This window comes from Flavobacterium maritimum, assembly GCF_040049085.1.
Taxonomy (GTDB): Bacteria; Bacteroidota; Bacteroidia; order Flavobacteriales; family Flavobacteriaceae; genus Flavobacterium; species Flavobacterium maritimum.
The window spans coordinates 22,095-48,833 of sequence record NZ_JBDLZY010000010.1 but is presented as its reverse complement, the minus strand read 5'-3'; the positions used below and the strand labels follow the sequence as shown (position 1 = coordinate 48,833).

Here is a 26,739-nt window from a genome sequence, read left to right as displayed (position 1 = left end):
GTTTAAATGGTGTGTAAGTTTTTTTACTTGTATACTTTTCGTTGTGTTAATTGGTATTTTTCGTTTTTCCGATTATAACTAAAGAAACAAAGATTGATACAATCCAGTTAGGTGGTGATGTGCGAAACAGTTCAACCTCGGTTGTGGGACCTATTGCGGAATCTATTTTGAGTCAGTTTTCTTGTAATAAACTATTTTTAGGAACTGATGGACTTCATTTGGATTTTGGATTAAGTACTTCGAATGCGTTGGAAGCACATTTGAATCAAGCGATGATAGAGGTTGCTGAGCAGGTTATTGTTTTGGCTGATTCTACAAAAATGAATGTCAGGGGTTTTGGTAAAATTTGTAATTTAGATAAAATTGATGTTTTGATTACGGATGAAGGTATTGATATCGAAACTAAAACGAAACTGGAAGAACTTGGGATTGAAGTTGTAATTGCTTCTAAATAATAGTTTAATTTTTGAAAAATTGGTTTACTTCATAATAGAGATTCGTTTTTTTATCGAATGTTTTTTGTTAAGAAGAATAAGATTTAAGCTATTCTAAAGTTGTAAATCAACGATTATATTGACTTTTAAAATTTAAAAAACTCAAAATTTAAAAAAATCATATACTTTTGCCGACACAAACAAATGGGATATGGCAAAGAATTTAGTTATAGTGGAGTCACCTGCAAAGGCAAAAACAATCGAAAAATTTCTGGGGAGTGATTACCAAGTGGAGTCGAGTTATGGGCATATTGCTGACTTGCCTTCCAAGGAAATTGGTGTAGATGTAGAAAATGGTTTTAAACCTAAATACGAAGTTTCTGCCGATAAAAAAGCGTTGGTGAGTAAACTAAAAACTTTATCAAAGAATGCCGAAACGGTTTGGTTAGCAAGTGATGAGGATCGTGAAGGAGAAGCTATTTCCTGGCACTTAGCGGAAGAGCTAAAATTGGACAAAAAGAAAACCAAACGAATTGTTTTTCATGAAATTACCAAATCGGCGATTCTGAAAGCTATCGAAAACCCCCGCGAAATAGATTATAATTTGGTCAATGCGCAACAAGCCCGTCGTGTATTAGACAGATTGGTTGGATATGAGTTGTCGCCAGTCCTTTGGAGAAAAATAAAAGGAGGGCTTTCTGCCGGACGTGTACAATCAGTATCTGTTCGTTTGATAGTGGAAAGAGAACGTGAAATTCAAAACTTCAACACTGTAGCAACCTATTCTGTTGTAGCTGAATTTACGAATGAAGCCGGGAAAACATTCAAAGCAAAGCTTCCTAAGAATTTTAATACCAAAAAAGAAGCCGAAGATTTTTTAAACAAAAATATCGGGTCTATATATAAGGTAGCGGATTTAGAAACTAAACCTACCAAAAAATCACCAACAGCGCCTTTTACCACTTCTACCTTACAACAGGAAGCGGCAAGAAAATTATACCTGCCTGTTGGAATTACCATGCAACTAGCACAGCGTTTGTACGAAGCGGGATTAATCACCTACATGAGAACGGATAGTGTTAACCTTTCCAAAGATGCGATGGATGCTGCCGAAGCTGAAATTATTAAATCTTACGGGAAAGAATTTTCTAAGCCAAGAACTTTTGCCAATAAAAGCAAAGGAGCACAGGAAGCGCACGAGGCAATCCGTCCTACTGATATGTCACGCCATACCGTAAATATAGACAGAGATCAAGCACGTTTGTATGATTTGATCTGGAAAAGAACTTTGGCATCGCAAATGAGTGATGCGCAATTGGAACGTACCAATGTGAAAATTGAAGCCAATAATCATGATGAGGTTTTTACAGCTACGGGTGAAGTATTGCTTTTTGAAGGTTTCTTGAAAGTGTATCTTGAAGGTCATGATGATGACGAAGAAGAACAAGAAGGAATGTTACCTGCTTTGAAAGTAAACGAAAAATTACAAAACAATTATATTACAGCAACCGAAAGATATTCCAGACCTCCCGCAAGATATACCGAAGCTTCTTTGGTAAAGAAACTGGAGGAATTAGGAATTGGTCGTCCGTCAACCTATGCGCCAACCATTTCTACTATTATCAACAGAAATTATGTTGAGAAAGGAAATCTTGAAGGTCAAGAAAGAAACTACACACAATTGACTTTGCAATCCGGAAAACTGGGAGAAAAGTTACTTAAGGAAAATACCGGTTCCGATAAAGGAAAATTAGTTCCGACTGATATTGGAACAATTGTAACCGATTTCTTGGTGAAGAATTTCGGAAACATTTTAGATTATAATTTTACTGCAAAGGTAGAGCAGGATTTTGATGAAATTGCCGAAGGAAATATTGAATGGGCAAAAATGATGCAGGAGTTCTATGATAAATTTCATCCAAACGTAAAAGAAGTTGAGGCTCATGCCGAAAGAGAAAGTGGAGAAAGAATTCTTGGCAAAGACCCGGTGACAGGAAAACAAGTTTCTGTTCGATTGGGGAAATTCGGTCCTATGGCTCAAATAGGAGAAGCTGATGATGAAGATAAAAAGTTTGCCAGTTTAAGACATGAGCAAAATATTGGAAACATCACTTTAGAAGAAGCTTTAAATTTATTTTTATTGCCTAAAAATCTTGGAGAATATAAAGGAGAAGAAGTTGAAGTGAGTAATGGTCGTTACGGTCCATACGTGCGACACGGAGCTGTTTTTATTTCTTTGCCAAGGGGTGAGGATCCTTTAGATGTTAACATGGAAAGAGCAAAGGAGCTAATTGATGAAAAAGCAATTGCTGATGCGCCGATAGCTACATATAAAGGTGAAGGCGTTCAGAAAGGAGTGGGTCGTTTTGGTCCTTTTATCAAATGGAATGGGTTGTTTGTTAATGTGAGCAAGAAATATGATTTTGATAATTTGTCGCAGTCGGATGTTGAAGCCTTGATTGAAGATAAATTGCAAAAGAATATCGATAAGGTGTTGCATAATTGGGAAGAAGAAGGAATTTTGGTAGAGAAGGCCCGTTGGGGACGTTCTGTTATTACTAAAGGGAAAATTAAAATTGAATTAAGCAAGGATATTGATGCGACAAAATTAACACTGGCAGAAGTTCAGGAAATGATTGCAAAGAAAACGCCTGCTAAAAAAGTACCGGCAAAGAAAGCACCGGCTGCTAAAAAACCGGCTGCTAAGAAAGTGGTTGCTAAAAAGAAATAAAAAATGGAATTTGATTTTCTAGCCCCTTTAGATAAGGAGATTCTTAGTTTTATTCATGGGTTGTCTTCGCAACAATTAGGGAGTAAAGTTGTTTTGCATACTGATGATCAGTTTCCTGATTTAGACAAAATCAAAATTGCCGTAATCGGTGTTTTGGAAAACCGTGGGGATAAAAAGGTAGTTTCCGATGTGAATTTAAATCCGATTCGGAAAGAATTGTATGGATTGTTTCCGGGAAACTGGGATGCATCTATTGCTGATCTTGGAGATATTCTAGCTGGGAACACTGTAGAGGATACTTACTTTGCGTTGCGTAAAGTAGTGTCAAGTTTAATCAAGAAGCGGATAATACCCATTGTTATTGGTGGTACACAAGATCTGACGTATGCTCTTTATAGGGCTTATGATGATTTGGAACAAATGGTGAATCTGGTATCGATTGATAATAGATTTGATTTTGGAAAAGAGAATGAGGATATTTCGGCTAGTTCTTATTTGACAAAAATAATAATAGATGAACCGAATAATCTTTTTAATTATTGTAATATTGGGTATCAGACTTATTTTAATTCGCAGGAAGAAATCGATTTGATAGAAAAATTATTCTTTGATGGATATCGATTAGGGGAGGTTTCAAATAATATATCCATTTCAGAACCGGTTTTTAGGGACGCTGATTTGGTAAGTGTTGATTTGAATTCAATTAAATCATCAGACTCTGGTAATTTTGTTTCATTTGCTCCTAATGGTTTTAATGGGAAAGAGATCTGCTCTTTGTCAAGATATTCTGGAATCAGTGATAAAGTGTCGTCATTCGGAATATTTAATCATAATAATTCTATACAGGAATCTGTTATCATTGCGCAAATAATTTGGTATTTTATTGAAGGCTTTCACTATCGTTCGAATGAGTATCCATTTGGAAGTAGAGAGAATTATTTAAAATATATTGTTCCTTTAGAAGAAGAAGAATTGGTGTTTTATAAAAGTGACAAAACGGATCGATGGTGGATAGAAATACCATTTGTTTCAAATGGGAATAATAAATTGAAAAGAAATACGTTATTACCGTGTTCTTACGAGGAGTATTTAGCTGCTTGCAATCAAGAGCTACCTGAAAGATGGTGGAAAGCGCAACGAAAAAACATCATTTAGGAAGATTTTTTGCCTAATGTTAATTTTTTTGTAAAAAAAGAGCATTGTTTAGTATAAAAAAAATTGCTTTTTAAGAAAATAATAAATAGGTTTACACACTTTAAAAATAATGAATACATAACCCAAATTTTATGAAGAAGCTCATTGCATTCACAGCGTTGTTAACCCTACTGACAAGCTGTGGTAAGTCAAGTGACAAAGGAGAGTTAGTTGGTATTAAAGGCGGAAAATGGCATCCGGAAAAACCTTACGGAATGGCTTTAGTTCCAGGTGGGTCATTTATTATGGGTAAACCTGATGATGATTTAGCCGATGTAGAAGATGCGCCAACGAAAACCGTTACTGTTCGTTCTTTTTACATGGATGAAACTGAAATTACTAATAGTGAATACCGTTCGTTTGTCGAATGGGTAAAAGATTCTACTATGAGAGTTCGATTGGCAATTCTTGCTGACGAAACTGGTCAAAAAGCTGGAGCAACAGATGCTAAAGGAAAAAATGCCGGAAGTATTGGTGATTTTGCTTTTAATGATTCGGATCCTGAAAAAATGACTGCCTACGATAAGTACATGTACGATAACTATTACAGTGTTGGTACTGATGACAATCCTTACGCTAGTAGAAAATTAAACAGAAAAGTTAAACTTATTAAGGATACTAAGCTTTACCCAGATGCTTATTATGCTGAGGTTATGGATTCTATGTATTTACCAATAGAGGAGTCTTATAACGGATTAAGAACTATTGATGTGAATAAATTGAAATTCCGTTATTCTTGGATGGATATTCAAGCTGCAGCAAAAGCAAAAGTTGGAAAAAGAAAAGAATTTATAAGAACGGAAGAAGTAAATGTTTATCCTGATACTACAGTTTGGATTAAAGATTTTACTTATTCATATAATGAGCCAATGCATAATGATTACTTCTGGCACAAGGCTTATGGAGATTATCCTGTGGTTGGTGTAAAATGGACGCAAGCAAAAGCATTTTGTGCTTGGAGAACATTAAATAAAAATACTTATATCAAATCGAAAAAGAAAGGACGTGATTTGATAAACTCTTTCAGATTACCAACTGAGGCTGAGTGGGAATATTCTGCCAGAGGTGGTTTAGAGTCTGCAACCTATCCTTGGGGAGGTCCTTATATTAAAAATGACAGAGGTTGTTTCATGGCTAATTTCAAACCTAATAGAGGTGATTATGCTGCAGATCAAGCTTTGTATACCGTAGAAGCAAAATCATATGAGCCAAATGGATATAATCTTTATAACATGGCTGGAAATGTTTCAGAATGGACAGATTCAGCATATGATCCAAATGCTTATGAATATGTTTCTACAATGAATCCTAATGTTTTGGATGCATCAAACAAACGTAAAGTTGTACGTGGAGGTTCTTGGAAAGACGTTGCTTACTACCTACAAGTAAGTACAAGAGATTTTGAATATGCTGATTCAGCTAGAAGTTTTATCGGATTTAGAACAGTTCAAGATTATATGGGAACTCAAAGTACAGGCACATCAAAGAAAAATAACAGATAAACAAAAATAGAACCAAATCTAAATATATAAATAAACCTAAAAACAAAATTATTATGGCATTATTAAGCAAAAAAGCGATGAATTTCGCTTACGGAATGGGAGCAGCAGTTGTAATCATTGGTGCATTATTTAAAATTACTCACTTTGAGTTAGGACCTTTAACAGGAACAGTGATGCTTTCAATTGGATTGTTAACAGAAGCCTTGATTTTTGCTCTTTCAGCATTTGAGCCTGTTGATAATGAATTAGACTGGACTTTAGTTTATCCAGAGCTTGCTAATGGTGAAGCGAAACCTAAAAATAAAAAAGAAGAAGCTCCTGCTGACGCACAAGGACTATTGTCTCAAAAATTGGATGCAATGTTAAAAGAAGCTAAAATCGACAGTGAGTTGATGACAAGTTTAGGAAACAGCATCAAAAATTTTGAAGGTGCTGCAAAAAGTATCTCTCCTACAGTAGATTCTATTTCAGCTACAAAAAAATATGGTGAAGAGTTGTCAATGGCAGCTGCACAAATGGAGTCTTTAAACAGTTTATATAAAGTACAATTAGAAAGTGCTTCCAGAAATGCTGAGGCAAATAAAGAAATTGCTGAAAATGCTGGAAAATTAAAAGAACAAATGCAATCTATGACTGCAAACATTGCTTCATTAAACAATGTTTATGGTGGTATGCTTTCTGCAATGGGTAACAAAGGATAATTAGTTTTTAACTATCATATTTAATAATACAAAACTAATTTAAAAAAAATGGCAGGAGGAAAATTAACCCCTAGACAGAAGATGATTAACCTGATGTATCTGGTTTTCATCGCAATGTTAGCAATGAATATGTCCAAAGAAGTTTTATCTGCTTTTGGATTGATGAATGAAAAATTTGAGAACGCTAACAAAACCTCAGTAGAGACAAACGCTTCGTTGTTATCCGCATTAGATGTAAAAGCTGCTGAGGCAAAAGGAGAATTTGCAACGGCTGCTGTTACAGCGCATAAAGTTGAAGTTGTTTCAAAAGAATTTTACGAATATATCGGAACTTTAAAAACTAGTGTTTTAAAAGGATTTGAAGTAGATAAAGAAACTGGAAAATTGCCTTACGAGTCTATGGACAAAGGTGATAATATCGATAATTGGTTTACAGGTGATGGTTATACAGCTAAAGGTAATGAGATTATTGCTAAAATAGAAAAGTATAAAGCGGATATGAAAGCTGCTTTAGGGACTGAAAAAAAATATTCTTTAGTTTTAGCAGAAGTAGAGAAAAAATTCGATGTTTCTGATGTTAAGAATAAAGAGGGTTTAAAAGATAAGTATTTAGCGTATCATTTTAAAGGTTTTCCAGCAGTTGCTTCTGCTGCTAAACTTTCAGCTTGGCAAAATGATGTACAAAAAGCTGAAGCTGATATCTACAGTGCTGCTTTAGGTAAAGCTGCTGTTGCGGCTGCATCATACAGTAATTATCAAGCGATTGTAGTTTTAGATAAAAATGCTTATTTTCAAGGTGAAAAAGTAACAGGTAAAGTTGTTTTAGGTAGATATGATGAAAATACCAAACCTACTTCTTTTTCAGGACCTGGAAAAATTGAAAATGGTCAAGCGGTTATTTCATTGACTGCTGGAAATGTTGGAGAACAAAACATTAATGGTCAGTTTTCTTTCTTAGAAGATGGTAAAAATATACCACTTAAATTTAAAGGAAGTTATGTAGTTGTACCAAGACCAAATGCTGCTACTATATCTGCAGATAAAATGAATGTAGTTTATAGAGGTGTTGTTAACCCTATGACAATTTCATTTGCAGGTGTTTCTTCTGATAAAGTTACTGCTTCTGCTCCGGGATTAAGTTCTGCTGGACCTGGTGGTAAGTATAAAATGAGTCCTGGTTCAGGAAACGAAGTTGTTATCAATGTTACGGCTACTCTTCCTGACGGATCTAAAGTTTCAGATAAAAAGACGTATAGAATCAAAGGTATTCCTGGTCCAACAGGAACAATCAGAGGAGAAATGGGAGTTGTTAAAGGTCCTAAATCAAGTTTAGAGATTTCGACGGTTGGTGCTAAATTGGTTGATTTTGATTTTGAAGTAGGTTTGGATGTTGTTGGTTTTAATCTTAAAGTTACAGGTCAACCTACAGTGGTTGTAGTTGGAAACAAATTAAACGCGCAATGTAAATCTGTTCTTTCTAAAGCTGGAAGAGGTGATCAGGTTACAATTTCTGAAATTAAGACAAAACTTGTTGGTGCAGGTAGTTATTTATTGCCAAGAACTGCTCCAGTAATTTATGAAATACAATAATAAGTAAGTTTTATATAACTTATTTTTAATATCTTATAATGATATCATGATGAACATAAGAAATTTTTTAATAGCCATTATCACTGTAACTGGGAGTTTTGCCTCTTTTGCGCAATCAAATTTGCTTAATGCTAAAACACCAGACCAAATAGGACTTAAATCTGCTGCACAACTTGTGTCGGATAATGACAAACCATTGTCATATGGTTATGTGCATGATAGAGATGTTTTGATGGGTAAGACAACTTGGGAAATAATTGACTTAAGTGAGAGGATAAACTTCTCTTTATATTTTCCTATTGATACTGCAAATATTGGTTCTGACAGACGTTCGTTATACGATGTATTGACTAAAGCCATGAAAAATGGTAAAATTACACAAGTGTATACGGACAGTTATTTCAATACCAAAAAATCATTGAAAGATATCCAATCTTCTTTGTCACGTATTGATACAACTGATGCAGGTAGAGAACAAATAAATGCCGGTGCGCAGGTGTCTCCTGAGTATATCGTGAAACAAGATTTAACAGCTCAAGACGTTACACAATATAAAATTAAGGGATATTGGTATTTTGATAAACGTCAAAGTGAATTGAAATATCGTTTACTTGGTATTTGTCCTGTAACTCCGGATGTTTACACTATGAATAGTGATGAGAAAGATTACATTGAGTTGTTCTGGATTTTTTATCCGGACGCAAGAGAAGTTTTACATGAAGCAAAAGCTTTCAATGATAAAAATTCCGCAATGCCAATCTCTTTTGACCAAATTTTGAATTCTAGAAAGTTCAATAGTGTTATTTATAAAGAAGAAAACATTTATGGCGATAGAGCTATCGATGAATACATGAAAGATAACTCTCAGAACCAATTGTTGGAATCAGAAAGAGTGAAAGAAAAAATTCGCAATTTCGAACAGGATATGTGGAATTACTAATTCCATTTAGATAATTTAAAAGAAACTCTTACTGTAATAGTAAGAGTTTTTTGTTTTATGTCGTTACTTTGTAAAGTATTTAAAAGAGGTTTCTAAATGATTGATTACTTAATTGTAGGTTCAGGATTGGCAGGTATTTCGTTTTCTGAAATAGCTTTGCAAAACAATAAATCTATTTTGGTGCTGGATAATAATTCGCAAAATTCATCTAAAATTGCGGGTGGTCTGTATAATCCGGTTATTTTAAAAAGGTTTAGTGAGGTTTGGCAGGCTCAGGATCAACTGTTTTTAATGAACGAATTTTATGCGCTTTTAGGTAAAAAAATTAACGTCAAATTTGATTTTAAGAAACCGATTCTACGAAAGTTTTTTTCTATTGAGGAACAGAATAATTGGTTTGCGGCTTCTGATAAGCAGGCATTAGCTCCCTTTTTATCTACAGAATTGATATTTAAGAAGTATCAAGGTATAGATTCGCCTTTTGGTTATGGCGAGGTTTTGCAGACAGGGTACGTCGATACTGCTTTACTATTGCATAAGTACAGGGAATATCTGATAAGTAATAAACTGTTTAGGGAAGAATCATTTGATTATGATGCTTTACAGATTGTAAGCAACGGAATAAGATATAAAGATATTCAGGCCAAACATATTATTTTTGCTGAAGGTTTTGGTATGCATGCTAATCCTTATTTTAAGCATTTGCCTTTGGATGGAACAAAAGGAGAGCTTTTTATCATAAAGGCACCTGGTTTAGATCTGGATGTGATTGTGAATACCAGTGTCTTTATTTTGCCGATTGGCAACGATTTGTATAAAGTGGGAGCTACTTATAATTGGAAAGATAAAACTGATTTGCCTACTGAAGAAGGAAGGGCCGAATTGGTTGATAGAATCAAAGAAATTATCACTTGTAATTTTGAAATTGTTGAACATTTTGCAGGTGTAAGGCCAACTGTTAAAGACAGAAGGCCGCTCGTGGGAACACATTCAACCCATACTGCAGTACATATTCTGAATGGTTTAGGAACACGCGGTGTTATGCTTGGTCCTGCTATGGCTAAAGCATTATATGATTGTATAGAAAATAAAATCCCTTTGAGTAAAGAAATAGATATAAACCGTTTTAGTGCTAAAGGAAAAAAATAGTCTTATTTTGATTTTGTTTCTGGATCATAAGAAACAAACATATTGATATATATGTTTCGTGACCAGCGCAAAACAAAAGGGAATAAAATTATAAGGGACACTATTATTGCTGCAAAAGCCACTTTTAAATTGGATTTAAAAATTACATAAGAGATTATAAAGGCTGCAATTCCAACTGCTACATTTAGACCATAACTTACGTACATTGCTCCGTAAAAGAAGGATGGTTCAATTTGATATTTTAAACCACAATGGCTGCATTTTTCATGCATTTTTAAAACTTTGCTCAAATGAAGTGGGTTTTTATCTAAATACATACTCTCATTCTGACATTTAGGACAAGTTCCTGTTAAAATGCTATATAATTTGGATCCTTTTTTTAACATTTGCAAAAAAATTAATTTTTCCTTTTTCGGACTAGCAAATTTACGAATTTGAGAGGGAATAAAATAACAATACATGCTTAATATACACAATTTATCTGTTTCGTTTGGAGGTTCTTATTTGTTTGAAGAAGTAACCTTTCGATTGGGTGCAGGAGACCGTGTGGGTCTCGTAGGGAAAAATGGTGCCGGAAAATCTACCATGCTTAAAATATTGGCAAGAGATTTTGCTCCTGATTCGGGAAGCATTGCTCAGGAGAAGGAGATAAAAATGGGTTTTCTTCGTCAGGATATTGATTTCGAGCAAGGAAGAACTGTGCTTGAAGAAGCTTATGAAGCTTTTACGGAGATTAAAATTGTTGAGAAGAAATTAGAAGAAATCAATCATCAGCTGGTTACCAGAACAGATTATGAAAGTGAGGAATACAGTCAGATTATTGAAGATTTATCTGATTACACGCATCGATTCGAATTGTTAGGAGGGTATAATTATGTGGGTGATACCGAGAAAATTCTTCTGGGTTTGGGTTTTAAAAGAGAAGTTTTTGATAATCAAACAGAAACTTTTTCTGGTGGATGGAGAATGCGTATTGAGCTAGCCAAATTGTTATTACAGTCAAATGATATTTTATTACTGGATGAGCCAACGAATCACTTGGATATTGAGAGTATCATTTGGTTAGAGGGTTTTCTTCGTAATTTCCCTGGCGTAGTTGTAATTGTTTCGCACGATAAAATGTTTTTGGATAATGTGACCAACAGAACCATCGAGATTTCTTTAGGGAAGGCTTATGATTTCAATAAGCCGTATTCTCAGTATTTGGAATTGCGTCACGAAATTCGTGAAAAGCAGTTGGCAACTCAGAAAAATCAAGCCAAGAAAATTGAAGAGACCGAAAAATTAATTGAAAAATTCCGTGCAAAAGCTTCTAAAGCATCTATGGCACAGTCATTAATCAAGAAATTAGATAAGGTTGAGCGTATAGAAGTTGATGAAGATGATAACTCTGTAATGAATATTTCTTTTCCTGTTTCTAAAGAGCCGGGACGAGTAGTGATTGAAGCTGAAGATGTCACTAAAAGCTACGGAGACAAGACGATATTAAAGGATATTAATCTGCTAGTGGAGCGTGGTAGTAAAATTGCATTTGTTGGACAAAATGGACAAGGGAAATCCACATTTATTAAGGCTATTGTAAACGAGTTTGAATACAAGGGCAATATCAAATTGGGTCATAATGTGCAATTGGGTTATTTTGCTCAAAATCAGGCGGAATATCTAGATGGTGAAATTACTTTGTTGCAAACCATGGAAGATGCTGCAATGGACACAAACCGAATGAAAGTGCGCGATATGTTGGGCTCTTTCTTGTTTCGTGGGGATGATGTGGAAAAAAAGGTAAAAGTCCTTTCTGGAGGGGAAAGAAACCGTTTGGCATTATGTAAGTTGTTATTGCAGCCGATCAATGTTCTGGTAATGGATGAGCCTACGAACCACTTGGATATTAAATCCAAAAATGTTTTGAAAGCAGCACTTCAAAAGTTTGGAGGAACTTTACTGCTAGTTTCTCACGATAGGGATTTCCTGCAAGGTATGTCAAACATAGTGTATGAATTCAAAGACCAGAAAATAAAAGAATATTTGGGTGATATCAATTATTTCTTAGAACAACGCAATCTGGAAAACATGCGTGAAGTGGAGAAGAAAGATGCGCAAAAAGCTGCAGCGCCTAAGGAAAGTAACAAAGCTTCATACGAAGATCAGAAAAGAGGTAAAGCTTTACAGAATAAATTAAGCAAGGTCGAAAGCCAGATTAAGCAATTGGAAAAAGATATTCAAAATGATGATAAAATGCTGGCTTCGAATTATGATAAGCATATCGAAGACGCTTCTTTTTTTATGGCTTATAATAAAAAGAAAGCAGAGCTGGATAAACTTCTCTTAGATTGGGAAATCGTTCAGGAAGAAATCGATAATTTGTAGTTTTTTATTTTTAGATTCAAACATTTATAAAAAATCTGAATTTCTAATGTTCTTAAAAGAGCCATTTTTAGTTGTTTTTATAAACAGGAAGTTCAGATTTTTTTTATCGAATTAATCCAATTTTTTTTGAATGGGCAATAGCTTCACTACTGTGTCTGAAATAACAGACCGCGACACCTAAAGTTTCCATGTTTTTCATGATTTCTATGATTTTTTCTTTTTTTTGATCTCTTGACTGTCGAATGTAAACGGCTTTGACGGTGGCAGGAAAGATTTTACTAATAGCTTCGTACAGATAGGGATCGTGTTGGGAATCATCACCCAATAATACATATTCCAAATTGGGGTAAAATTCCAGGATATGTTTGATTTTTTCAAATTTATGATTGTGACCACCTTTTTCAGTAAAAAAATCAAGAAGACTGGTTTTTATGTCTTTTAATAAAAAAACAGCTTTAGGTAATTTGTGAATTTCTGTAAATTTTTCAATAAGACGATACAGATTCCATTCACTGCTGGAAACATAGAAAAAAGCATTGAATTCTTCTTTATTATTTCTTCCGGATAAGCTCAATGCTTGATAATGAGGAACAACATCTTTGAATATTTTTCGTGAAGAAACGTTTCGGAATAACAAATGATAGATTTTTTTTAAAGGATTTAGGGTATATGAAATCATGAAAGTATCATCGATATCGGATATAATCCCTAAGTTTCCTTTGTGCGGACGAATATAGCTTTCTTTGCTTACAATTGGTTTGCCTTTATAAATAATACTAACCTGATAATCTACCCAGCCGTAACTATCATCCTGATCTAATGGGACGCAAAATTTGAAATAGCCGTCATTTAAGGCTTTTGTGTGGATTTTTGTATTCCCATGCTCGAGATATACATCTGCGTTTCCATCCGTTTTAATACGGAACATACTAATGACAGATTTGGCATTTTTTAAGTTTTTTTCCTGGAAGTTATAGTCTCGCTTTCTGGTAGGTTTAAAAACATGCCCCATCACAATTAATTCCTGTTCGTTTGCATATCCGCGGTATAATTTTAAAATAGGCTTCATTTTTTGTAGTACTTTTGATAGGAGTTCTAAGTTAATTATTTTTAATCAATAAAGAAAGTAAAACTTTGAAAAAGAACGTGTTAATGGTTGTTAATCCTGTGTCTGGAGGTATTGATAAATTGGAGTTTATTGATGCTGCAAGACTTTTTGCTGCAAAGGAAAATTTAAATTTTATTTTATACACAACAACTGGAAATGATGATTTTTCGAAGATAAAAGAACTTTATTTTCTTTATCGACCAGAGCGAATTATTATTGCAGGTGGAGATGGAACTATAAAAATGGTCGCTGAGGCAATGGAAAGACAAGATGTTATCCTTGGGATTTTGCCTGCGGGTTCCGCTAATGGTTTAGCAGTGGAGTTGAATTTGATGAAAACATTGGAGGAGAACATTAACATTGCTTTTCATAATGAAGCTGTAGAAATGGATATGGTTGTTATTAACGGAAAAAAAAGTATGCATTTGAGTGACCTGGGACTTAATGCAGAACTGGTTAAAAACTACGAATTAAGTGAGGTTAGAGGTATGTGGGGGTATGCATTACAGGCAGTAACAACTTTGATTGATTTGGAAGAACCATTTACTGCAACCATAGAAGCCAATAATCAAACATTAGTTTGTATGGCCAGAATGATTGTGATTGCCAATTCTAAAAAATATGGAACGGGTGTCGTTATTAATCCTGATGGAGTAGTAAATGACGGTAAATTTGAATTGGTGATTTTAAAAAATTTGGATCTAGTTGTTTTTATAAAAATTATTACCGGAAATATACCGATGAATATAGAGGACGTCGAAATCATATCAACAGATAAAGCAACTATTACAACTAATTTTCCAGTAAGTTTTCAGATTGATGGAGAGTATTGCGGACAGCAAACCAGATTGGATATTGAAATTCTGCCTAAGCAAATGAAAATTGCTGTTCCTTAAGAATTCTTGAATTATTTAAATGGATTTCTTTCTTTCCAAATGGTTTTAGGTTCTAAAGAGTCAAAGAAATAAGCTAGTTTTTTATTAATGAAAAAATTGCTGTGTTCCATCAGGCCATACATTTTTATTGGCTCAGCCCCAACAGAACTTTTAATTTCCAATGCGGTTCTGGCAAAAATAATTTCCTTATATCCCTTGTTGATTGAATAGGCTATCATGTCGTATAACATGTTTAGATATAGCATTTTTTCTCGTTGAATACTGTCATCATAGCCTAGAAAATAAGTATCTAGTGCATCACCATTTTTAATTAATGTATTAAAACCTATTAGTTTTTCATCAAGAAAATAGCCGTAAAAAAGAAATTTGTCTTTCAGTTTTTCTTTGAAAATTCTAAAATGATTTTTAGCCAGAAAAAAGGTGTTGAAAGGTGCATTTTTGGCAACATGAAAATACAAGTCATAAATCAGTTCCTCATTGGCGATAATTTCGTCCAATTGCATTTTTCTTTTTTTGATTCCTGTGGCTTTTTTTCGGGTGCGTTTGTATTGGTCACGGTATTTTTTGGACAAGGCATCAATGTAATCCTGTTCTGTTTGCCAATTTTCCTTTATGGTAAATACCATGTTGGGCTGTGTCGAAAAATTTAAATTATTTTTGAATTCAGGAATATCGAAAAAATGGATTTCATCGACATAAAAATCTTTGAATGTGGTAAGGTGTATTTTTTTTCCTTCGGATTTAAAAATTTCTTTTAATTCTTCTACTGCTTTTTTCAATGTTTTTAAAGCTTCAGATTTATCAACCTTTTCTGAAAAAACAAAAGCATTTTGACCGCTTAGCATATTATTGCCAATGAAAAGTATATGAGAAGAAAAGTTTTTGAAGATGCAATTTCGTATGGTGGCTTTTACGCATTTGTCACGTTCGCCAAAAGACTCTAATTTATTCAGATTCAAAAATTGAGAGAGGGCGATACCAACTAATTCTTTATCTTGGAAAAGTCCGATAAAATTACAAATCATGTTTTCTGGAGCCGATTTTTCTAAAACTTCGAGATAATCTTTTGATAAGAAAATATTTGAATTGGCTAGGTGATTCCAATGCTTAGGAAGCTCTTTTGTGCTTGTGTATATGGTATAAGAATAGGATGTGCCCAAATTGAGATTTGATGTTTATTCAAAAATAATCAATAAAAATTAAGTATTCTTATTTGAAATGATTTTAACTAACTTTAACAAAACTTAAAAAAGAAGATTATGGAAACTTATAACGAAGAGACAATAGCTACTCAATTAAAAGATCTTAAGGAATGGCAGTTCAAGGATAATGCGATTGAGAAAAAATTTCAGTTTACAAATTTTAGTCAGGCATTAGGTTTTATGGTTCAAGTAGGCGTGTTGGCCGAAAAAAAGAATCATCACCCGGAATTATTTAATGTGTATAACAGGCTTACAATCCGATTGAATACCCACGATGCTAATGGGGTTACAGATAAGGATGTTGATTTAGCTAAAGCGATTGATGGAATTAAATAAGAAATCTCGTCTTGTTTTTAATAAGACGAGATCTACTTTTATATTTTAAACCCATCCACAAATAATTCCGCCCATAATCATAAAGCAAACTATCCAGAAACCACCGGTTACCATTGTATATTTAAAACTTCTTCTTTCGTATAGCGAATTAGTACCAATAACCGGTAAAATAATGAATAGGCCGGCTAAAAAACCATGTAATGCTCCATGTTTAAATGTTCTATAGGTTTTTCCGTAAGCATTCATGTAGTTTTCAAGAACAGACGGATCAACATTTGGAATATTAAGTGCAGCTGAATAGGCTCCTGTTTGATGAATAACGATTGTCTGCAAAGCAACGGAAATTAAAAACGCGTAGACCAATGATGTGCCAAATATTAAAAGCATATTTCCGCCTTTTATTTTTTCTTCAGTCATTCCCGATTCTTTCATCCATATTGTTCCGAGAACTTTAGGATGATACCAGACAAAACCAACTACAAGTGTAGACATCGCAGCAACCACAAGTGCTAAATAATTCATTTCCATAAAATAGTTTTTTAAAGGTTAGTAAATCAAATTTAGTTAATTATATCTTTAATAACTAATTTGTATATTTGTAAGAAATAATCCAATTAAATATTTAATTTGTTGCATTTCATCGATTATATTTGCTGATAGGCTATGCAAAGTCTAACTTAGAGATGTAGAACTTAAAACATTTGTATATGAAAAATATTGCCACACTATTTTTTACAGTTTTGTTTTCATTTTCAATGTTGGCTGAGGTGTCAGTGTCTGATAAAGAAGCACTTGTGAAATTGCATCAATCAACAAATGGAAATCAATGGACAAATAAATGGGATTTGTCAGCGCCAATTACTACTTGGTATGGTGTTCAAATAGAAAATGATAAAGTAGTTTCTATAAATTTGGCTAATAACAATTTAGTTGGAACGATTCCCAGCGAAATTGCAAATCTTGTCAATCTACAAGAATTGAATTTACATGAAAATCATTTGACAGGTGGTATTCCTGTCGCGATTGGAAATCTAAAGAATTTAAGAAAATTAGATCTTTCATTCAATAAATTAACTGGAGCTATTCCAAGTTCAATGTGTGATCTAGATAAACTACAACAGATCGAGCTTTATATGAATATGATTTCGGGTCAATTGCCTGAGCAAATAGGCAGACTGCAACAACTGGAAGTTTTATCATTATACAATAATGATATTGCAGGGCAAATACCGGCTTCTCTTTATGAAATAAGTTCTTTAAAAACTTTGCTCTTAAGTAGTAACAAACTAACGGGAAGTCTTGCTGATAAAGTGATAAATTTTAAATCGCTTGAAAACCTAAGTTTGTTCGATAATAATTTGGTAGGTCAGGTTCCATTTGAGTTGGAAAAGTTAAGTAATTTGAAAGAAATGAATATTTCATACAATATGTTCAGTGGTTTGGTCTCCAGAAATTTGGCTACACTAGATACGCTTAACATGACAATGATTAATGATAAAGGAGTTGCTGTCTTATTAGATGTTACTATGGAAAGAAATAAAGCATATGCGTCTGAAAATTAATAAATTAAAAGTAAAGCTATCCAATGATATGGTTAGTAGGTTATATTAAAAAAAGAGTTTTATTCGTCCAAATTTAGTTAATAGTGAATAAATTTAGTTGATTCAAACCCGTGAAGTTTCTTCACGGGTTTTTTTGTGTAATGTCCTGAGGTTTTTATCCTTTACAGTGGAATAATTAAATGTTATACTTTTTTTGCCGAGGGTAAATAGATTATGATTTGTTGTTTTCGAACGTACTTACACTTCATAATTTCTAAAGTACTTAAGTCTGCTAAAGGACCTATTTCCATAAAATGTAGACCAATTTAGTTTTCTAATTTATTTTTTGTATATAAAAACCCCTTTGTTTTTGCTTTATATCGGGGGGGATTATTTTTTTAAAGAATTGATTTAGGTTAATGTTTGACAGTTTGTTTTGATTGCAAACAACTGTAAAACAATGTGATATAGAGCAAATGATTTGTGAAATAATAATTTCGCAATGTCGCTTTTTTTCTAATTAACTTTTTTTTTGTAAAAAGTTTACATTTTTTTTGGCAGTTAATAATTTTAATTTACTTTTGTCTATAGAAATAGTAGAGTTTAAAACTATATCAACTAAAAAAAATAAATTTTGAAGACAATCAAAAACATCTCTTTTTTGATCATGCAAGAAACTTTTTCATTCGACGTCCTATGTCGAATGTGTTGTTGCTGTTAATATTCTTCAATCTCATACCATTATACATTTTTTCAAAAACAGTTTTAAAGTAATTTATTATATAAGTTATTTGATTGTTAGGTATGTGACTTTTCTCAAAAACGGTGTTCAGAATTAAATAAAAATAAATAATTAAAACAAATAAAATGAAAAAACGAATGTGTTGTAGGTAAAAAAAAACCATTTCTGCGGCAACAGAAATGGCAGGCTTAAAAAAAATGTTAATCACGAACGGAAAGTGAAAATTGATTGAATCAGTTTTCAGAATCCTTATTTATTAAACCAAAACAAAGTAATGAAAAAAAAATTATATATACTTTCATGGCTCAGTATTTTTCTAATTTCTTTAGGAATCAATGCGCAAAATACACAACCTCTTATTCAGTCTAAACTCGATGGGACGGTAATAGACCAAATAACAAATCAACCAGTAATTGGAGCTTCTGTTACTATAAAAGGAACAACGCACGCTGTAATAACAGATGCAGAAGGGAAATTTTATTTTCAAACCGGACAAAAATTCCCTTACACCTTGATAGTAAGTTATATTGGCTATAAGCGAAAAGAAATTATAGTTGACGGGAATCCGGTTATTATCAATTTAGAAGAAGACGTTCAACAATTGAATGAGTTGGTGGTCGTAGGGTATGGTGCCCAAAAGAGGAAAGATATTACCGGTGCAATAGCCTCAGTTCCCAAAGCAAATCTAAGTCAAGTTACTGCTTCTGCAGACAATTTATTACGCGGTGCAATTCCAGGTGTAGTGGTAACTCAAAGTTCAGGACGACCTGGTGCCAGTTCCAGTGTTCGTATTAGAGGGGGGAACTCAATTACAGCGGGTAATGAACCACTTTATGTTGTAGACGGGGTATTGATTTACAATGACAATAGTAATGGTACTGCCGGCGTGGCTTTATCTGGAGCTGGAGTCAATGTGTTGTCAACAATTAATCCAGCTGATATTGAGTCTATTGAGGTATTGAAAGATGCTTCGGCAACAGCTATTTACGGATCTCGTGGTGCCAATGGTGTGGTCCTTATTACTACTAAAAAAGGAACAAAAGGACAAGATAACATTTCGTACCAGGGCTATTTTGGATTTCAAAATGTTGCAAAAAAATTGGATTTATTAAATGCCAGTGAGTGGGCCCGTTTACGTAACGATGTTCAGGCAAGTATAGGACAAGCACCTTCTTTTTCTGAAGCTCAAATAGAAGCTCTTAAAACTTCAGGAGGATACGACTGGCAATCGGCAGCTTTTAGAAGTGCTGCTCCGGTTCAAAATCATCAATTGACATTTTCTGGAGGGGACGATCGTTCCAGATATGCTGTTTCGGCAGGATATTTTGATCAAGAAGGAGTTGTAATTGGATCTGATTTCAAACGAATTTCTCTTCGTGCAAACTACGAAAGAAATTATTCCCAAGCTTTTAAATTTGGTGTAAATACCAATTATAGTAATTCAGTATCAAATGGTGTAGGAGCCAATAATTCAGGAAGAGAGCCTAGCCCAATAGTCAGTGCTTTGTTGGTAGCTCCAGTAGTTCCCATTAGAAACCCTGACGGCACTTATAATGTAACTCAAAATCCTTATGTGACCTCGGTTAATGGATATGTGCCAAATCCAATTAATGATTTGGAAAACACAGTCAATGAAACTAAGATTAATAGAATTTTGACTAATTTATTTGGTGAATACAAGCTGAACAAAGAAATTACGGCTAAGGTTTCGGTCAGCGGAGATGTAATTAATACCAAACAAAATTACTACGCTCCATCCAATACTACAAATGGGGCCTCGACTAAAGGACTTGCTTCCGTTGGAGATAGATTGGTGACTTCTGTTTTGAATGAAAACACCTTGAATTATAATACTCATTTTGGTGAAGATCACAAATTTTCTGCTTTGTTAGGATACACGCTTCAATATACTACGGGAGAGGTAGTTACTGCAGGAGCCAATAAATTTGTAAATGACTCAAATACTTACAATGCCTTACAAGACGGTACTGCTGTAAAACCATATAGTGATGCATTCGAAAGCGTATTGAAATCGTGGCTGTCCAGAGTAAATTATTCTTATAAGGGGCGATACAATTTTACAGTATCAGCGCGTGCCGATGGTTCTTCAAGATTTGGTTCCGAATCTCTTTGGGGTTATTTCCCTTCAGCAGGATTTTCCTGGAATATTACGGAAGAGGATTTTGCAAAAAATCTTAAAGGGGTAACTGAAGCAAAACTTAGATTAAGCGCAGGAACAACAGGGAATCAGGAAATTGGAAATTATCTTTCCTTAGCTTCCGTAGGTTCTGTCAATTATTCTTTTGGGGGTACAGTACAGACTGGATTGGCACCAACTCGTCTGGCAAATCCAGATTTACGATGGGAAAAAACGACGCAGTATAATATTGGTTTAGATTTATCATTATTGGACAGAAAAATCAATTTTGTTTTTGATACCTACTACAAAAGAACAAACGATTTACTTATAAATGTTCCCATTCCACTTACTTCAGGCTACGCTACTGTTCTTCAGAATATTGGAGGTGTTGAGAATAAGGGGATTGAAATTGGTTTGATAACAGAAAACCTAAAAACAGAGAATTTTTCATGGAATTCTAACCTGGTTTTTTCAGCCAATAAAAACAAAGTAATCGAAATAGGAAATGGGGTTAATCAGTTTTTTCCAGTAGTTCCAAACGGTTCTTTGTTGCAACAACAACCTGTAACGGTAAAAGTGGGAGCTCCTCTAGGAACTTTCTGGGGATACAAAACCAATGGTATTTTTCAGACTCAAGAAGAAATCAATACACAACCTAAAATAAACAGCCTTGCGAACACGAAAGTAGGAGACAGAAAATACGTAGACACCAATGGAGATGGAATAATTTCAGCTGCAGACAAAGGTAATCTCGGAAGTTCTCAACCTAAATTTGTTGGAAGTTTAGGTAATACGCTTTCTTATAATGACTTCGATTTGCAATTTTCTTTCCAAGGAGCTTATGGAGGCAAGGTATTTAACGCCTTAAATCAGCAATTAGAAATTTCTACTCTTGGAACGAACGCCTCTGCGGCTTTAGAAGATCGTTGGACCACTACCAATCCAAGTAACGAAATTCCTAGAGCATCAAGTTCTCCGCTAGGAATAGTATCTGAACGCTATGTAGAAGATGCTTCCTTTTTGAGATTAAAACTGGTCACTCTTGGATATACCTTCCCAAAAAGTCTTTCTTCAAAAATAGGAACCAAGAGTATTAAATTATACGTGTCCGCAGAAAATCTAATCACTTGGACTAAATATACTGGCTATGATCCAGAGGTGAGTTCTTATGAACAAAATAATTTATATCCCGGAATTGACTTTGGCGCTTATCCAAATTCTAAAACATTCATCACGGGCTTGAACGTAACTTTTTAAGTAAAATAAAAAAATAAACGATGAAATCGCCATTAACTAAAGGTTTGCATAAGCCAGCACCTATGAAGATAAAGCGATATCATATTCTTTAAAAAACAAATATTAATCTAGTATGAAAAAAATAATAACATTCCTATTAGGTGTCACTGTACTGGTATCGTGCACCGATCTGGAGGTAACACCAACCTCTTTTGTGACAGAGGATAATTTCTTTAAAACGCAGGACGATGCTGTTGCAAGCGTAACAGCAGTTTATGCCTCTTTGAGTCTTGATCCGGGAGAACAAAGTTTATTTGGAAGAAATCTTTATTTCTTGACAGATATGGCCTCCGATTATGCTGCGGCTGGAGTTTCGGCTACCAATCCGCAGGTGAGAGCTTTAAGCAGTTTGACACATGATGCAACAACAGACCGTGTTCAAGTGGCTTGGCGCCAAATTTATGCCGGAATAAACAGAGCCAATGTGGCTATTGATAATATTCCGAAAGTGCAAGGTTCAGAAATTGTCAAAACCAGACTGGTTAATGAAGCTAAATTCATCAGAGGGTTGTTGTACTTCCAGGCAGTCCGTCTTTGGGGCGGAGTTCCGATAGTTTTGCATGAGCCAACTTCCATTAATGTTGAAAGTCTAAAATCAAAAAGAGCAACTGTGGAGGAGGTCTATCAGCAAATCATTTCAGACTTGACAGATGCCGAAAGTTTGCCAGCATCTTATTCTGCAGCTGAGGCGGGACGTGCAACTTCGGGTGCTGCAAAATCCCTTTTGGTAAAAGTATATATAACCAGAAAAGAATGGGATAAAACTATCGGAAAAGCAAGAGAAGTTATTGATGGCGGATACGGATATGCACTTTTTGAAAATTTTGCAGATGTCTTTAATAAAGCGAAAAAGAACGGAAAAGAGCATATTTTCTCTGTTCAGTTCGAGCCCAATCAAGCAGGGAACGGTTCTAGCGGAAGTACTTTTCAGGCTACTTCTTTTACCGGATTTACCGCGACAGAACCGGCAGATATTATTTCGGATGTTGCCTTGTTCTATGATATTTATGCGGCAGGAGATACCAGAAGAGATGTGAGTTATAAGAAACAATTACTCAATCCAGCCACGGGAGCACTTTATGTTTTTCCGAAACCAATTTTTGGTAAATATTTGGATGTTACAAATTTAGCTTCTCCGGGTAATGTTGCGATTAATTTCCCGGTTATTCGCTATGCTGATGTCTTATTATCTTTTGCGGAAGCAGTTAACGAGCAAGGCGGGCCAACCTCAGAGGTTTTTGAGGCTATTAATAAAGTAAGAAGACGTGCCTACGGGCTTGATATTAATACTCCAAATGCGGCCGTGGATTTAGTAGGACTTACTGCTGCAGAGCTAAGAGAAGCTATTCGCGAAGAGCGAAAAAAAGAATTCGTTCAAGAAGGACAGCGCTGGTATGATTTAGTGCGTTGGGGAACTTTGGTTACCGAAGTAAAAAAAGTGACTGCTAAAAATTCTGTTTCAGAAAGAAATAATTTATATCCAATTCCACAAAGTGAGCGCAATATTGACCCAGTTGGGTTGCCACAAAATCCAGGTTATTAATCTATAAAATTATAAAAAAATGAAAAATTTAAAAATGAATTACTTCGGCCGTTCGCTATCGTTCGTGCCAAAAATCAAAAGCCCTGAAAAAGGGCTTCTATTGGCAGGTTTATTTCTATTTCAATTTGGCTTTGCTCAAAATAAACCAGATGCCAATTTTAAAGGAGTTATCGGTAAAACCTTGGCAGAATCAAAAGAATACTGGCCTGAACCGGTGAAAGCCCCTGCTGGTGCACCTAATATTGTTTGGATTTTACTGGATGACGTAGGGTTTGGAGCTTCCAGTGCTTTTGGTGGTTTAATTAAAACACCAACGTTTGATGCTTTGGCAAACAATGGATTGCGATATACTAATTTTCACACCACAGCTATTTGTGCCCCAACCCGCGCAGCATTATTAACAGGTAGAAATTCAGGTAAGGTTCATGTTAGTGGTTTTTCACACACAGTTTTATCTGCAGGTTTCCCAGGTTGGGACGGAAAAATTCCAGCGGATAAAGGAACGATAGCCGAGATTTTAAGAGAAAATGGATATAATACTTTTGCCGTGGGTAAATATGGGGTGACTCCTGATGAAGACGCTACCGATGCAGGTCCTTTTGACAGATGGCCAACAGGTAAGGGATTCGATCATTTCTTTGGTTTCTTAGGCTCACAAACCGATCAGTACAAACCTGATTTAGTAGAAGATCAGGCACATGTAGCACCGGACGGCCGACATTTGACGGATCAAATTACCGATAAAGCCATTGGTTATATCACCAAACAACAAAAGGCAGCACCGGGAAAACCATTCTTTTTATATTATGCTCCAGGAGCTGTTCATGCACCACATCAGGTAGAAGCATCTTGGAGTGATCAATATAAAGGACAATTTGATGAAGGTTGGGATGTCTATCGTGAGAAGGTAATTGCTAATCAAAAGAAATTAGGTGTAATTCCTGCTAATGCAGTATTGCCGGAACGTAATCCGCTGATTGGTGATTGGAAAAAACTAACTCCTGATCAAAAGAAAGTGTATGCCAGATTTATGGAAGTTTATGCAGGATACCTGACCTACACAGATCACGAAATTGGACGAGTTGTAAATTATTTAAAGGAAACCAATCAATTGGAGAACACTCTTATTTTTGTTGCAATAGGTGATAATGGCGCTAGTAAAGAAGGTAGTTTACAAGGTACAATTAGCCAAAATCTTTTTGCCCAAGGGGTCTCTGATGAAAAAAATTTTCAAGATAATTTAGCCAATATTGGTGAAATAGGTACCGCAAAAGGACTAAATACTAATTTTCCCTTAGGATGGGCACAAGCCACTAACGCACCTTTTAAAAATTGGAAGCAAGATGCACATTCAGAAGGAGGAACACGTAATCCACTGATTATCCATTATCCAAAAGGAATTACAGAAAAAGGAGGAATCCGAAATCAATACAGCCATGTGACTGATATACTTCCTACTACCTTGGACATTGTCGGAATTAAGGCGCCAGAATATATCAGAGAAATTAAGCAAGACGCTATTCAAGGTTCTTCTTTATATGCTTCATTAAATGATGCTAAAGCCGAATCGTTACACAAAGTGCAATACTATTATATTTTTGGAAACAGAGCCATTTACAAAGATGGTTGGAAAGCTGCTGCTGCACATCTTCCTGATTCTTTTGCCTTAAAAAATTCATTGGGTAAAAAAGAAGTACCAGCAGCCACTAATTTTGATAAAGATGTTTGGGAATTATACAACTTGAATGAAGATTTCAACGAACGTGTGAACTTGGCGAATAAGTATCCTGAAAAATTAGAGGAACTTAAAAAATTGTTTGATGAGCAGGCGAAGGAGAATAACCTTTATCCGTTGATTGATTGGCAAGATGTCTTGGGTAGAAGAATACATAACACTGGGGGAGATAAAGACAAAAACATTCAGGAATTGATTCAAAAATCAACACAATCCGGAGCCACTCATTAATAAACTTAAAAATCAGGTCTTTTATTAGAAGTTAAAAAGACTTGATTCTTTTAAAATTAAATAATCATGAAATCGCCTTTAGCAAAAAGTCTGTCTAAGTAAGCACAAATGAATAAAGGACGATAACATGTATGACCATTAACAAATAATATATGAAACTAATAGATTTTGAAATAATAGGGAAAAAGATTGTCGTCGGGGCGATAATTTTTTTAGTTCCACTAGTCATTTTGGCTGGAGGCTTAGCATTAGTAAATCATTTTTTAAAATAAGAAATTATGCAAATCGATCAAAAATTAAATAGAAAACTAATAAGAGATTTGAGTATCAGTCTTTTGTTGTACACTTTGCCAGTGGTGGCGATTTACCTTTATTTTAAACTAAATAATGGTATCGTGGCAGAATCACATATTACTTTACCCTCGTTTTTAGAATTTGTGAAACCTGCATTCGTAAACATAAAAACCTGGGGATTAACAGTTTTTATGCTCGTTTTGGGAGTTATTGAATTTGGCGCGGGTTTGTACGACGACCAATGGACAGGTGAAGAGAGAAAAATTGATATTGTTTGTTTTTTAGCGCCTAAATTACTGTTACCACCAATTATTGCTTTTTTTAGTTTAACGGCTTTGCCATTTTTAATCCCAGATCTTGAAAATACTCTTTCATGGGTTCCGTTTTGGGGAGGATTTTTCTTGATAGCTGTAGCCGATGACTTAACCCAATATTGGTACCACCGTTTGCACCATCAAGTACCATTTTTATGGCGTTTTCATAGAACGCATCACTCAGCACCGTATATGGGTATGGCGATGGCTTCGAGACAAAACTTTATTTACACTGTGTTTTTCTCTCAAATTTATTTGACGGCTACTTTAACGTTTTTAGGGTTAGGATTACCTGCTTTGTTTGTTGCGGTGATAAAAAGTTTCATCACATTAAGTGCACATTCGAGTATAGCTTGGGACAAACCATTTTATAAATACAGAATATTGCATCCTATTGCTTGGGTTCTTGAACGTTTTATTTCCACTCCTGCCACACATCACGCGCATCATGCTGATACAAGTGGTGACGGAATTGGTCATTTTAAAGGAAACTTTGGGAATATGTTTTTCCTGTGGGATGTGATTTTTGGAACGGGTTTAATTACCCGAAAATTCCCAAAATCGTACGGAATGAAATCGTACAAACAAGAAGAATGGTATGCACAGTTTCTTTGGCCTATATTCAAATCTAAAAAGGAAGGAAGCGCTTTGGCAGAAGGTGTACTTGCCGTTCCGGTTTCTAAAAAAATCAATGGTGCCACAGTGAATCCCAGTTTATATGAACAAGTTCAATCATAAAACAACATGGATATA

The 26,739-nt window shown here is 34.8% G+C and carries 20 protein-coding genes; 16 read left to right on the top strand and 4 right to left on the bottom strand.

Features of this window, described 5'->3' with window-relative positions:
• Nucleotides 1-50: 50 nt before the first annotated feature.
• The 8 genes from ABEB23_RS17715 to ABEB23_RS17680 all read left to right on the top strand — a co-directional run bounded on the left by ABEB23_RS17715 (nucleotide 51) and on the right by ABEB23_RS17680 (nucleotide 10,241).
• Nucleotides 51-455 carry a DeoR/GlpR family DNA-binding transcription regulator gene (locus ABEB23_RS17715; RefSeq protein ID WP_348814045.1) on the top strand — a complete coding sequence of 135 codons (405 nt, stop codon included), beginning with the start codon at nucleotides 51-53 and terminating at the stop codon, nucleotides 453-455.
• Between the two features lie 190 nt (nucleotides 456-645).
• A complete protein-coding gene (gene topA / locus ABEB23_RS17710; RefSeq protein WP_348814044.1) occupies nucleotides 646-3,165 on the top strand; it encodes a type I DNA topoisomerase in 2,520 nt (839 codons plus the stop codon).
• Nucleotides 3,166-3,168: 3 nt separating this feature from the next.
• Entirely contained in the window at nucleotides 3,169-4,320 is a 1,152-nt protein-coding gene (locus ABEB23_RS17705) for a formimidoylglutamase (RefSeq protein ID WP_348814043.1), read from the top strand.
• 131 nt (nucleotides 4,321-4,451) lie between these two features.
• Entirely contained in the window at nucleotides 4,452-5,861 is a 1,410-nt protein-coding gene (gene porK / locus ABEB23_RS17700) for a T9SS ring complex lipoprotein PorK/GldK (RefSeq protein WP_348814042.1), read from the top strand.
• Nucleotides 5,862-5,914: 53 nt separating this feature from the next.
• Nucleotides 5,915-6,562 (top strand): type IX secretion system motor protein PorL/GldL, encoded by a 648-nt coding sequence (gene porL / locus ABEB23_RS17695; protein ID WP_348814041.1) that lies wholly within the window; start codon nucleotides 5,915-5,917, stop codon nucleotides 6,560-6,562.
• A 48-nt stretch (nucleotides 6,563-6,610) separates the two neighbouring features.
• On the top strand, nucleotides 6,611-8,152 hold the full coding sequence (gene porM / locus ABEB23_RS17690; protein ID WP_348814040.1) for a type IX secretion system motor protein PorM/GldM: 1,542 nt from the start codon (nucleotides 6,611-6,613) through the stop codon (nucleotides 8,150-8,152).
• Between the two features lie 49 nt (nucleotides 8,153-8,201).
• A complete protein-coding gene (gene porN, locus ABEB23_RS17685) occupies nucleotides 8,202-9,092 on the top strand; it encodes a type IX secretion system ring subunit PorN/GldN (protein ID WP_348814047.1) in 891 nt (296 codons plus the stop codon).
• Between the two features lie 96 nt (nucleotides 9,093-9,188).
• The gene (locus tag ABEB23_RS17680) at nucleotides 9,189-10,241 is read left to right on the top strand and encodes an NAD(P)/FAD-dependent oxidoreductase (RefSeq protein ID WP_348814038.1); all 1,053 of its coding nucleotides are present in this window, start codon (nucleotides 9,189-9,191) and stop codon (nucleotides 10,239-10,241) included.
• Nucleotides 10,242-10,243: 2 nt separating this feature from the next.
• Here the strand turns inward: ABEB23_RS17680 and ABEB23_RS17675 are convergent, their stop codons facing one another.
• Nucleotides 10,244-10,627, bottom strand: a complete 384-nt coding sequence (locus ABEB23_RS17675; protein WP_348814037.1) for a DUF983 domain-containing protein — start codon at nucleotides 10,625-10,627, stop codon at nucleotides 10,244-10,246.
• Nucleotides 10,628-10,700: 73 nt separating this feature from the next.
• On the opposite strand from ABEB23_RS17675, the gene abc-f reads away from it, so the two are divergent.
• Entirely contained in the window at nucleotides 10,701-12,608 is a 1,908-nt protein-coding gene (abc-f, locus tag ABEB23_RS17670; protein WP_348814036.1) for a ribosomal protection-like ABC-F family protein, read from the top strand.
• A 103-nt stretch (nucleotides 12,609-12,711) separates the two neighbouring features.
• On the opposite strand, the gene ABEB23_RS17665 is transcribed toward abc-f, so the two are convergent.
• Complete coding sequence (locus tag ABEB23_RS17665; protein WP_348814035.1) at nucleotides 12,712-13,677, bottom strand: App1 family protein phosphatidate phosphatase; 966 nt, start codon at nucleotides 13,675-13,677, stop codon at nucleotides 12,712-12,714.
• 65 nt (nucleotides 13,678-13,742) lie between these two features.
• On the opposite strand from ABEB23_RS17665, the gene ABEB23_RS17660 reads away from it, so the two are divergent.
• Nucleotides 13,743-14,612 (top strand): diacylglycerol/lipid kinase family protein, encoded by an 870-nt coding sequence (locus ABEB23_RS17660; protein WP_348814034.1) that lies wholly within the window; start codon nucleotides 13,743-13,745, stop codon nucleotides 14,610-14,612.
• A gap of 11 nt (nucleotides 14,613-14,623) precedes the next feature.
• Here ABEB23_RS17660 and ABEB23_RS17655 read toward each other — a convergent pair whose 3' ends face one another.
• Nucleotides 14,624-15,772, bottom strand: coding sequence for an 8-amino-7-oxononanoate synthase (locus ABEB23_RS17655; RefSeq protein ID WP_348814033.1), 1,149 nt, complete (start codon nucleotides 15,770-15,772; stop codon nucleotides 14,624-14,626).
• A gap of 99 nt (nucleotides 15,773-15,871) precedes the next feature.
• Here ABEB23_RS17655 and ABEB23_RS17650 point away from each other — a divergent pair, with 99 nt between their 5' ends.
• A complete protein-coding gene (locus ABEB23_RS17650) occupies nucleotides 15,872-16,150 on the top strand; it encodes a 4a-hydroxytetrahydrobiopterin dehydratase (RefSeq protein ID WP_348814032.1) in 279 nt (92 codons plus the stop codon).
• Nucleotides 16,151-16,195: 45 nt separating this feature from the next.
• Here the strand turns inward: ABEB23_RS17650 and ABEB23_RS17645 are convergent, their stop codons facing one another.
• The gene (locus tag ABEB23_RS17645; protein ID WP_348814031.1) at nucleotides 16,196-16,678 is read right to left on the bottom strand and encodes a DUF1761 domain-containing protein; all 483 of its coding nucleotides are present in this window, start codon (nucleotides 16,676-16,678) and stop codon (nucleotides 16,196-16,198) included.
• Nucleotides 16,679-16,857: 179 nt separating this feature from the next.
• Between ABEB23_RS17645 and ABEB23_RS17640 the strand changes: the two genes are divergently transcribed.
• From ABEB23_RS17640 to ABEB23_RS17620, 5 genes are all read left to right on the top strand, one after another.
• Nucleotides 16,858-17,712: a leucine-rich repeat domain-containing protein gene (locus ABEB23_RS17640; protein WP_348814030.1), complete on the top strand. Its 855-nt coding sequence runs from the start codon at nucleotides 16,858-16,860 to the stop codon at nucleotides 17,710-17,712.
• 995 nt (nucleotides 17,713-18,707) lie between these two features.
• A complete protein-coding gene (locus ABEB23_RS17635; RefSeq protein WP_348814029.1) occupies nucleotides 18,708-21,830 on the top strand; it encodes a SusC/RagA family TonB-linked outer membrane protein in 3,123 nt (1,040 codons plus the stop codon).
• A gap of 112 nt (nucleotides 21,831-21,942) precedes the next feature.
• A complete protein-coding gene (locus tag ABEB23_RS17630; protein WP_348814028.1) occupies nucleotides 21,943-23,412 on the top strand; it encodes a RagB/SusD family nutrient uptake outer membrane protein in 1,470 nt (489 codons plus the stop codon).
• Nucleotides 23,413-23,431: 19 nt separating this feature from the next.
• Nucleotides 23,432-25,378 (top strand): arylsulfatase, encoded by a 1,947-nt coding sequence (locus ABEB23_RS17625; RefSeq protein WP_348814027.1) that lies wholly within the window; start codon nucleotides 23,432-23,434, stop codon nucleotides 25,376-25,378.
• A gap of 278 nt (nucleotides 25,379-25,656) precedes the next feature.
• The gene (locus ABEB23_RS17620) at nucleotides 25,657-26,724 is read left to right on the top strand and encodes a sterol desaturase family protein (RefSeq protein WP_348814026.1); all 1,068 of its coding nucleotides are present in this window, start codon (nucleotides 25,657-25,659) and stop codon (nucleotides 26,722-26,724) included.
• Nucleotides 26,725-26,739: the final 15 nt, after the last annotated feature.

Excerpts from the sequence above, each read along its gene's own strand:
- topA (WP_348814044.1), top strand. The coding sequence starts at position 646 with ATGGCAAAGAATTTAGTTATAGTGGAGTCACCTGCAAAGGCAAAAACA.
- ABEB23_RS17705 (WP_348814043.1), top strand. The coding sequence starts at position 3,169 with ATGGAATTTGATTTTCTAGCCCCTTTAGATAAGGAGATTCTTAGTTTT.
- porK (WP_348814042.1), top strand. The coding sequence starts at position 4,452 with ATGAAGAAGCTCATTGCATTCACAGCGTTGTTAACCCTACTGACAAGC.
- porL (WP_348814041.1), top strand. The coding sequence starts at position 5,915 with ATGGCATTATTAAGCAAAAAAGCGATGAATTTCGCTTACGGAATGGGA.
- porM (WP_348814040.1), top strand. The coding sequence starts at position 6,611 with ATGGCAGGAGGAAAATTAACCCCTAGACAGAAGATGATTAACCTGATG.
- porN (WP_348814047.1), top strand. The coding sequence starts at position 8,202 with ATGAACATAAGAAATTTTTTAATAGCCATTATCACTGTAACTGGGAGT.
- ABEB23_RS17680 (WP_348814038.1), top strand. The coding sequence starts at position 9,189 with ATGATTGATTACTTAATTGTAGGTTCAGGATTGGCAGGTATTTCGTTT.
- ABEB23_RS17675 (WP_348814037.1), bottom strand. The coding sequence starts at position 10,627 with ATGTTAAAAAAAGGATCCAAATTATATAGCATTTTAACAGGAACTTGT.
- abc-f (WP_348814036.1), top strand. The coding sequence starts at position 10,701 with ATGCTTAATATACACAATTTATCTGTTTCGTTTGGAGGTTCTTATTTG.
- ABEB23_RS17665 (WP_348814035.1), bottom strand. The coding sequence starts at position 13,677 with ATGAAGCCTATTTTAAAATTATACCGCGGATATGCAAACGAACAGGAA.
- ABEB23_RS17650 (WP_348814032.1), top strand. The coding sequence starts at position 15,872 with ATGGAAACTTATAACGAAGAGACAATAGCTACTCAATTAAAAGATCTT.
- ABEB23_RS17645 (WP_348814031.1), bottom strand. The coding sequence starts at position 16,678 with ATGGAAATGAATTATTTAGCACTTGTGGTTGCTGCGATGTCTACACTT.
- ABEB23_RS17640 (WP_348814030.1), top strand. The coding sequence starts at position 16,858 with ATGAAAAATATTGCCACACTATTTTTTACAGTTTTGTTTTCATTTTCA.
- ABEB23_RS17635 (WP_348814029.1), top strand. The coding sequence starts at position 18,708 with ATGAAAAAAAAATTATATATACTTTCATGGCTCAGTATTTTTCTAATT.
- ABEB23_RS17630 (WP_348814028.1), top strand. The coding sequence starts at position 21,943 with ATGAAAAAAATAATAACATTCCTATTAGGTGTCACTGTACTGGTATCG.
- ABEB23_RS17625 (WP_348814027.1), top strand. The coding sequence starts at position 23,432 with ATGAAAAATTTAAAAATGAATTACTTCGGCCGTTCGCTATCGTTCGTG.
- ABEB23_RS17620 (WP_348814026.1), top strand. The coding sequence starts at position 25,657 with ATGCAAATCGATCAAAAATTAAATAGAAAACTAATAAGAGATTTGAGT.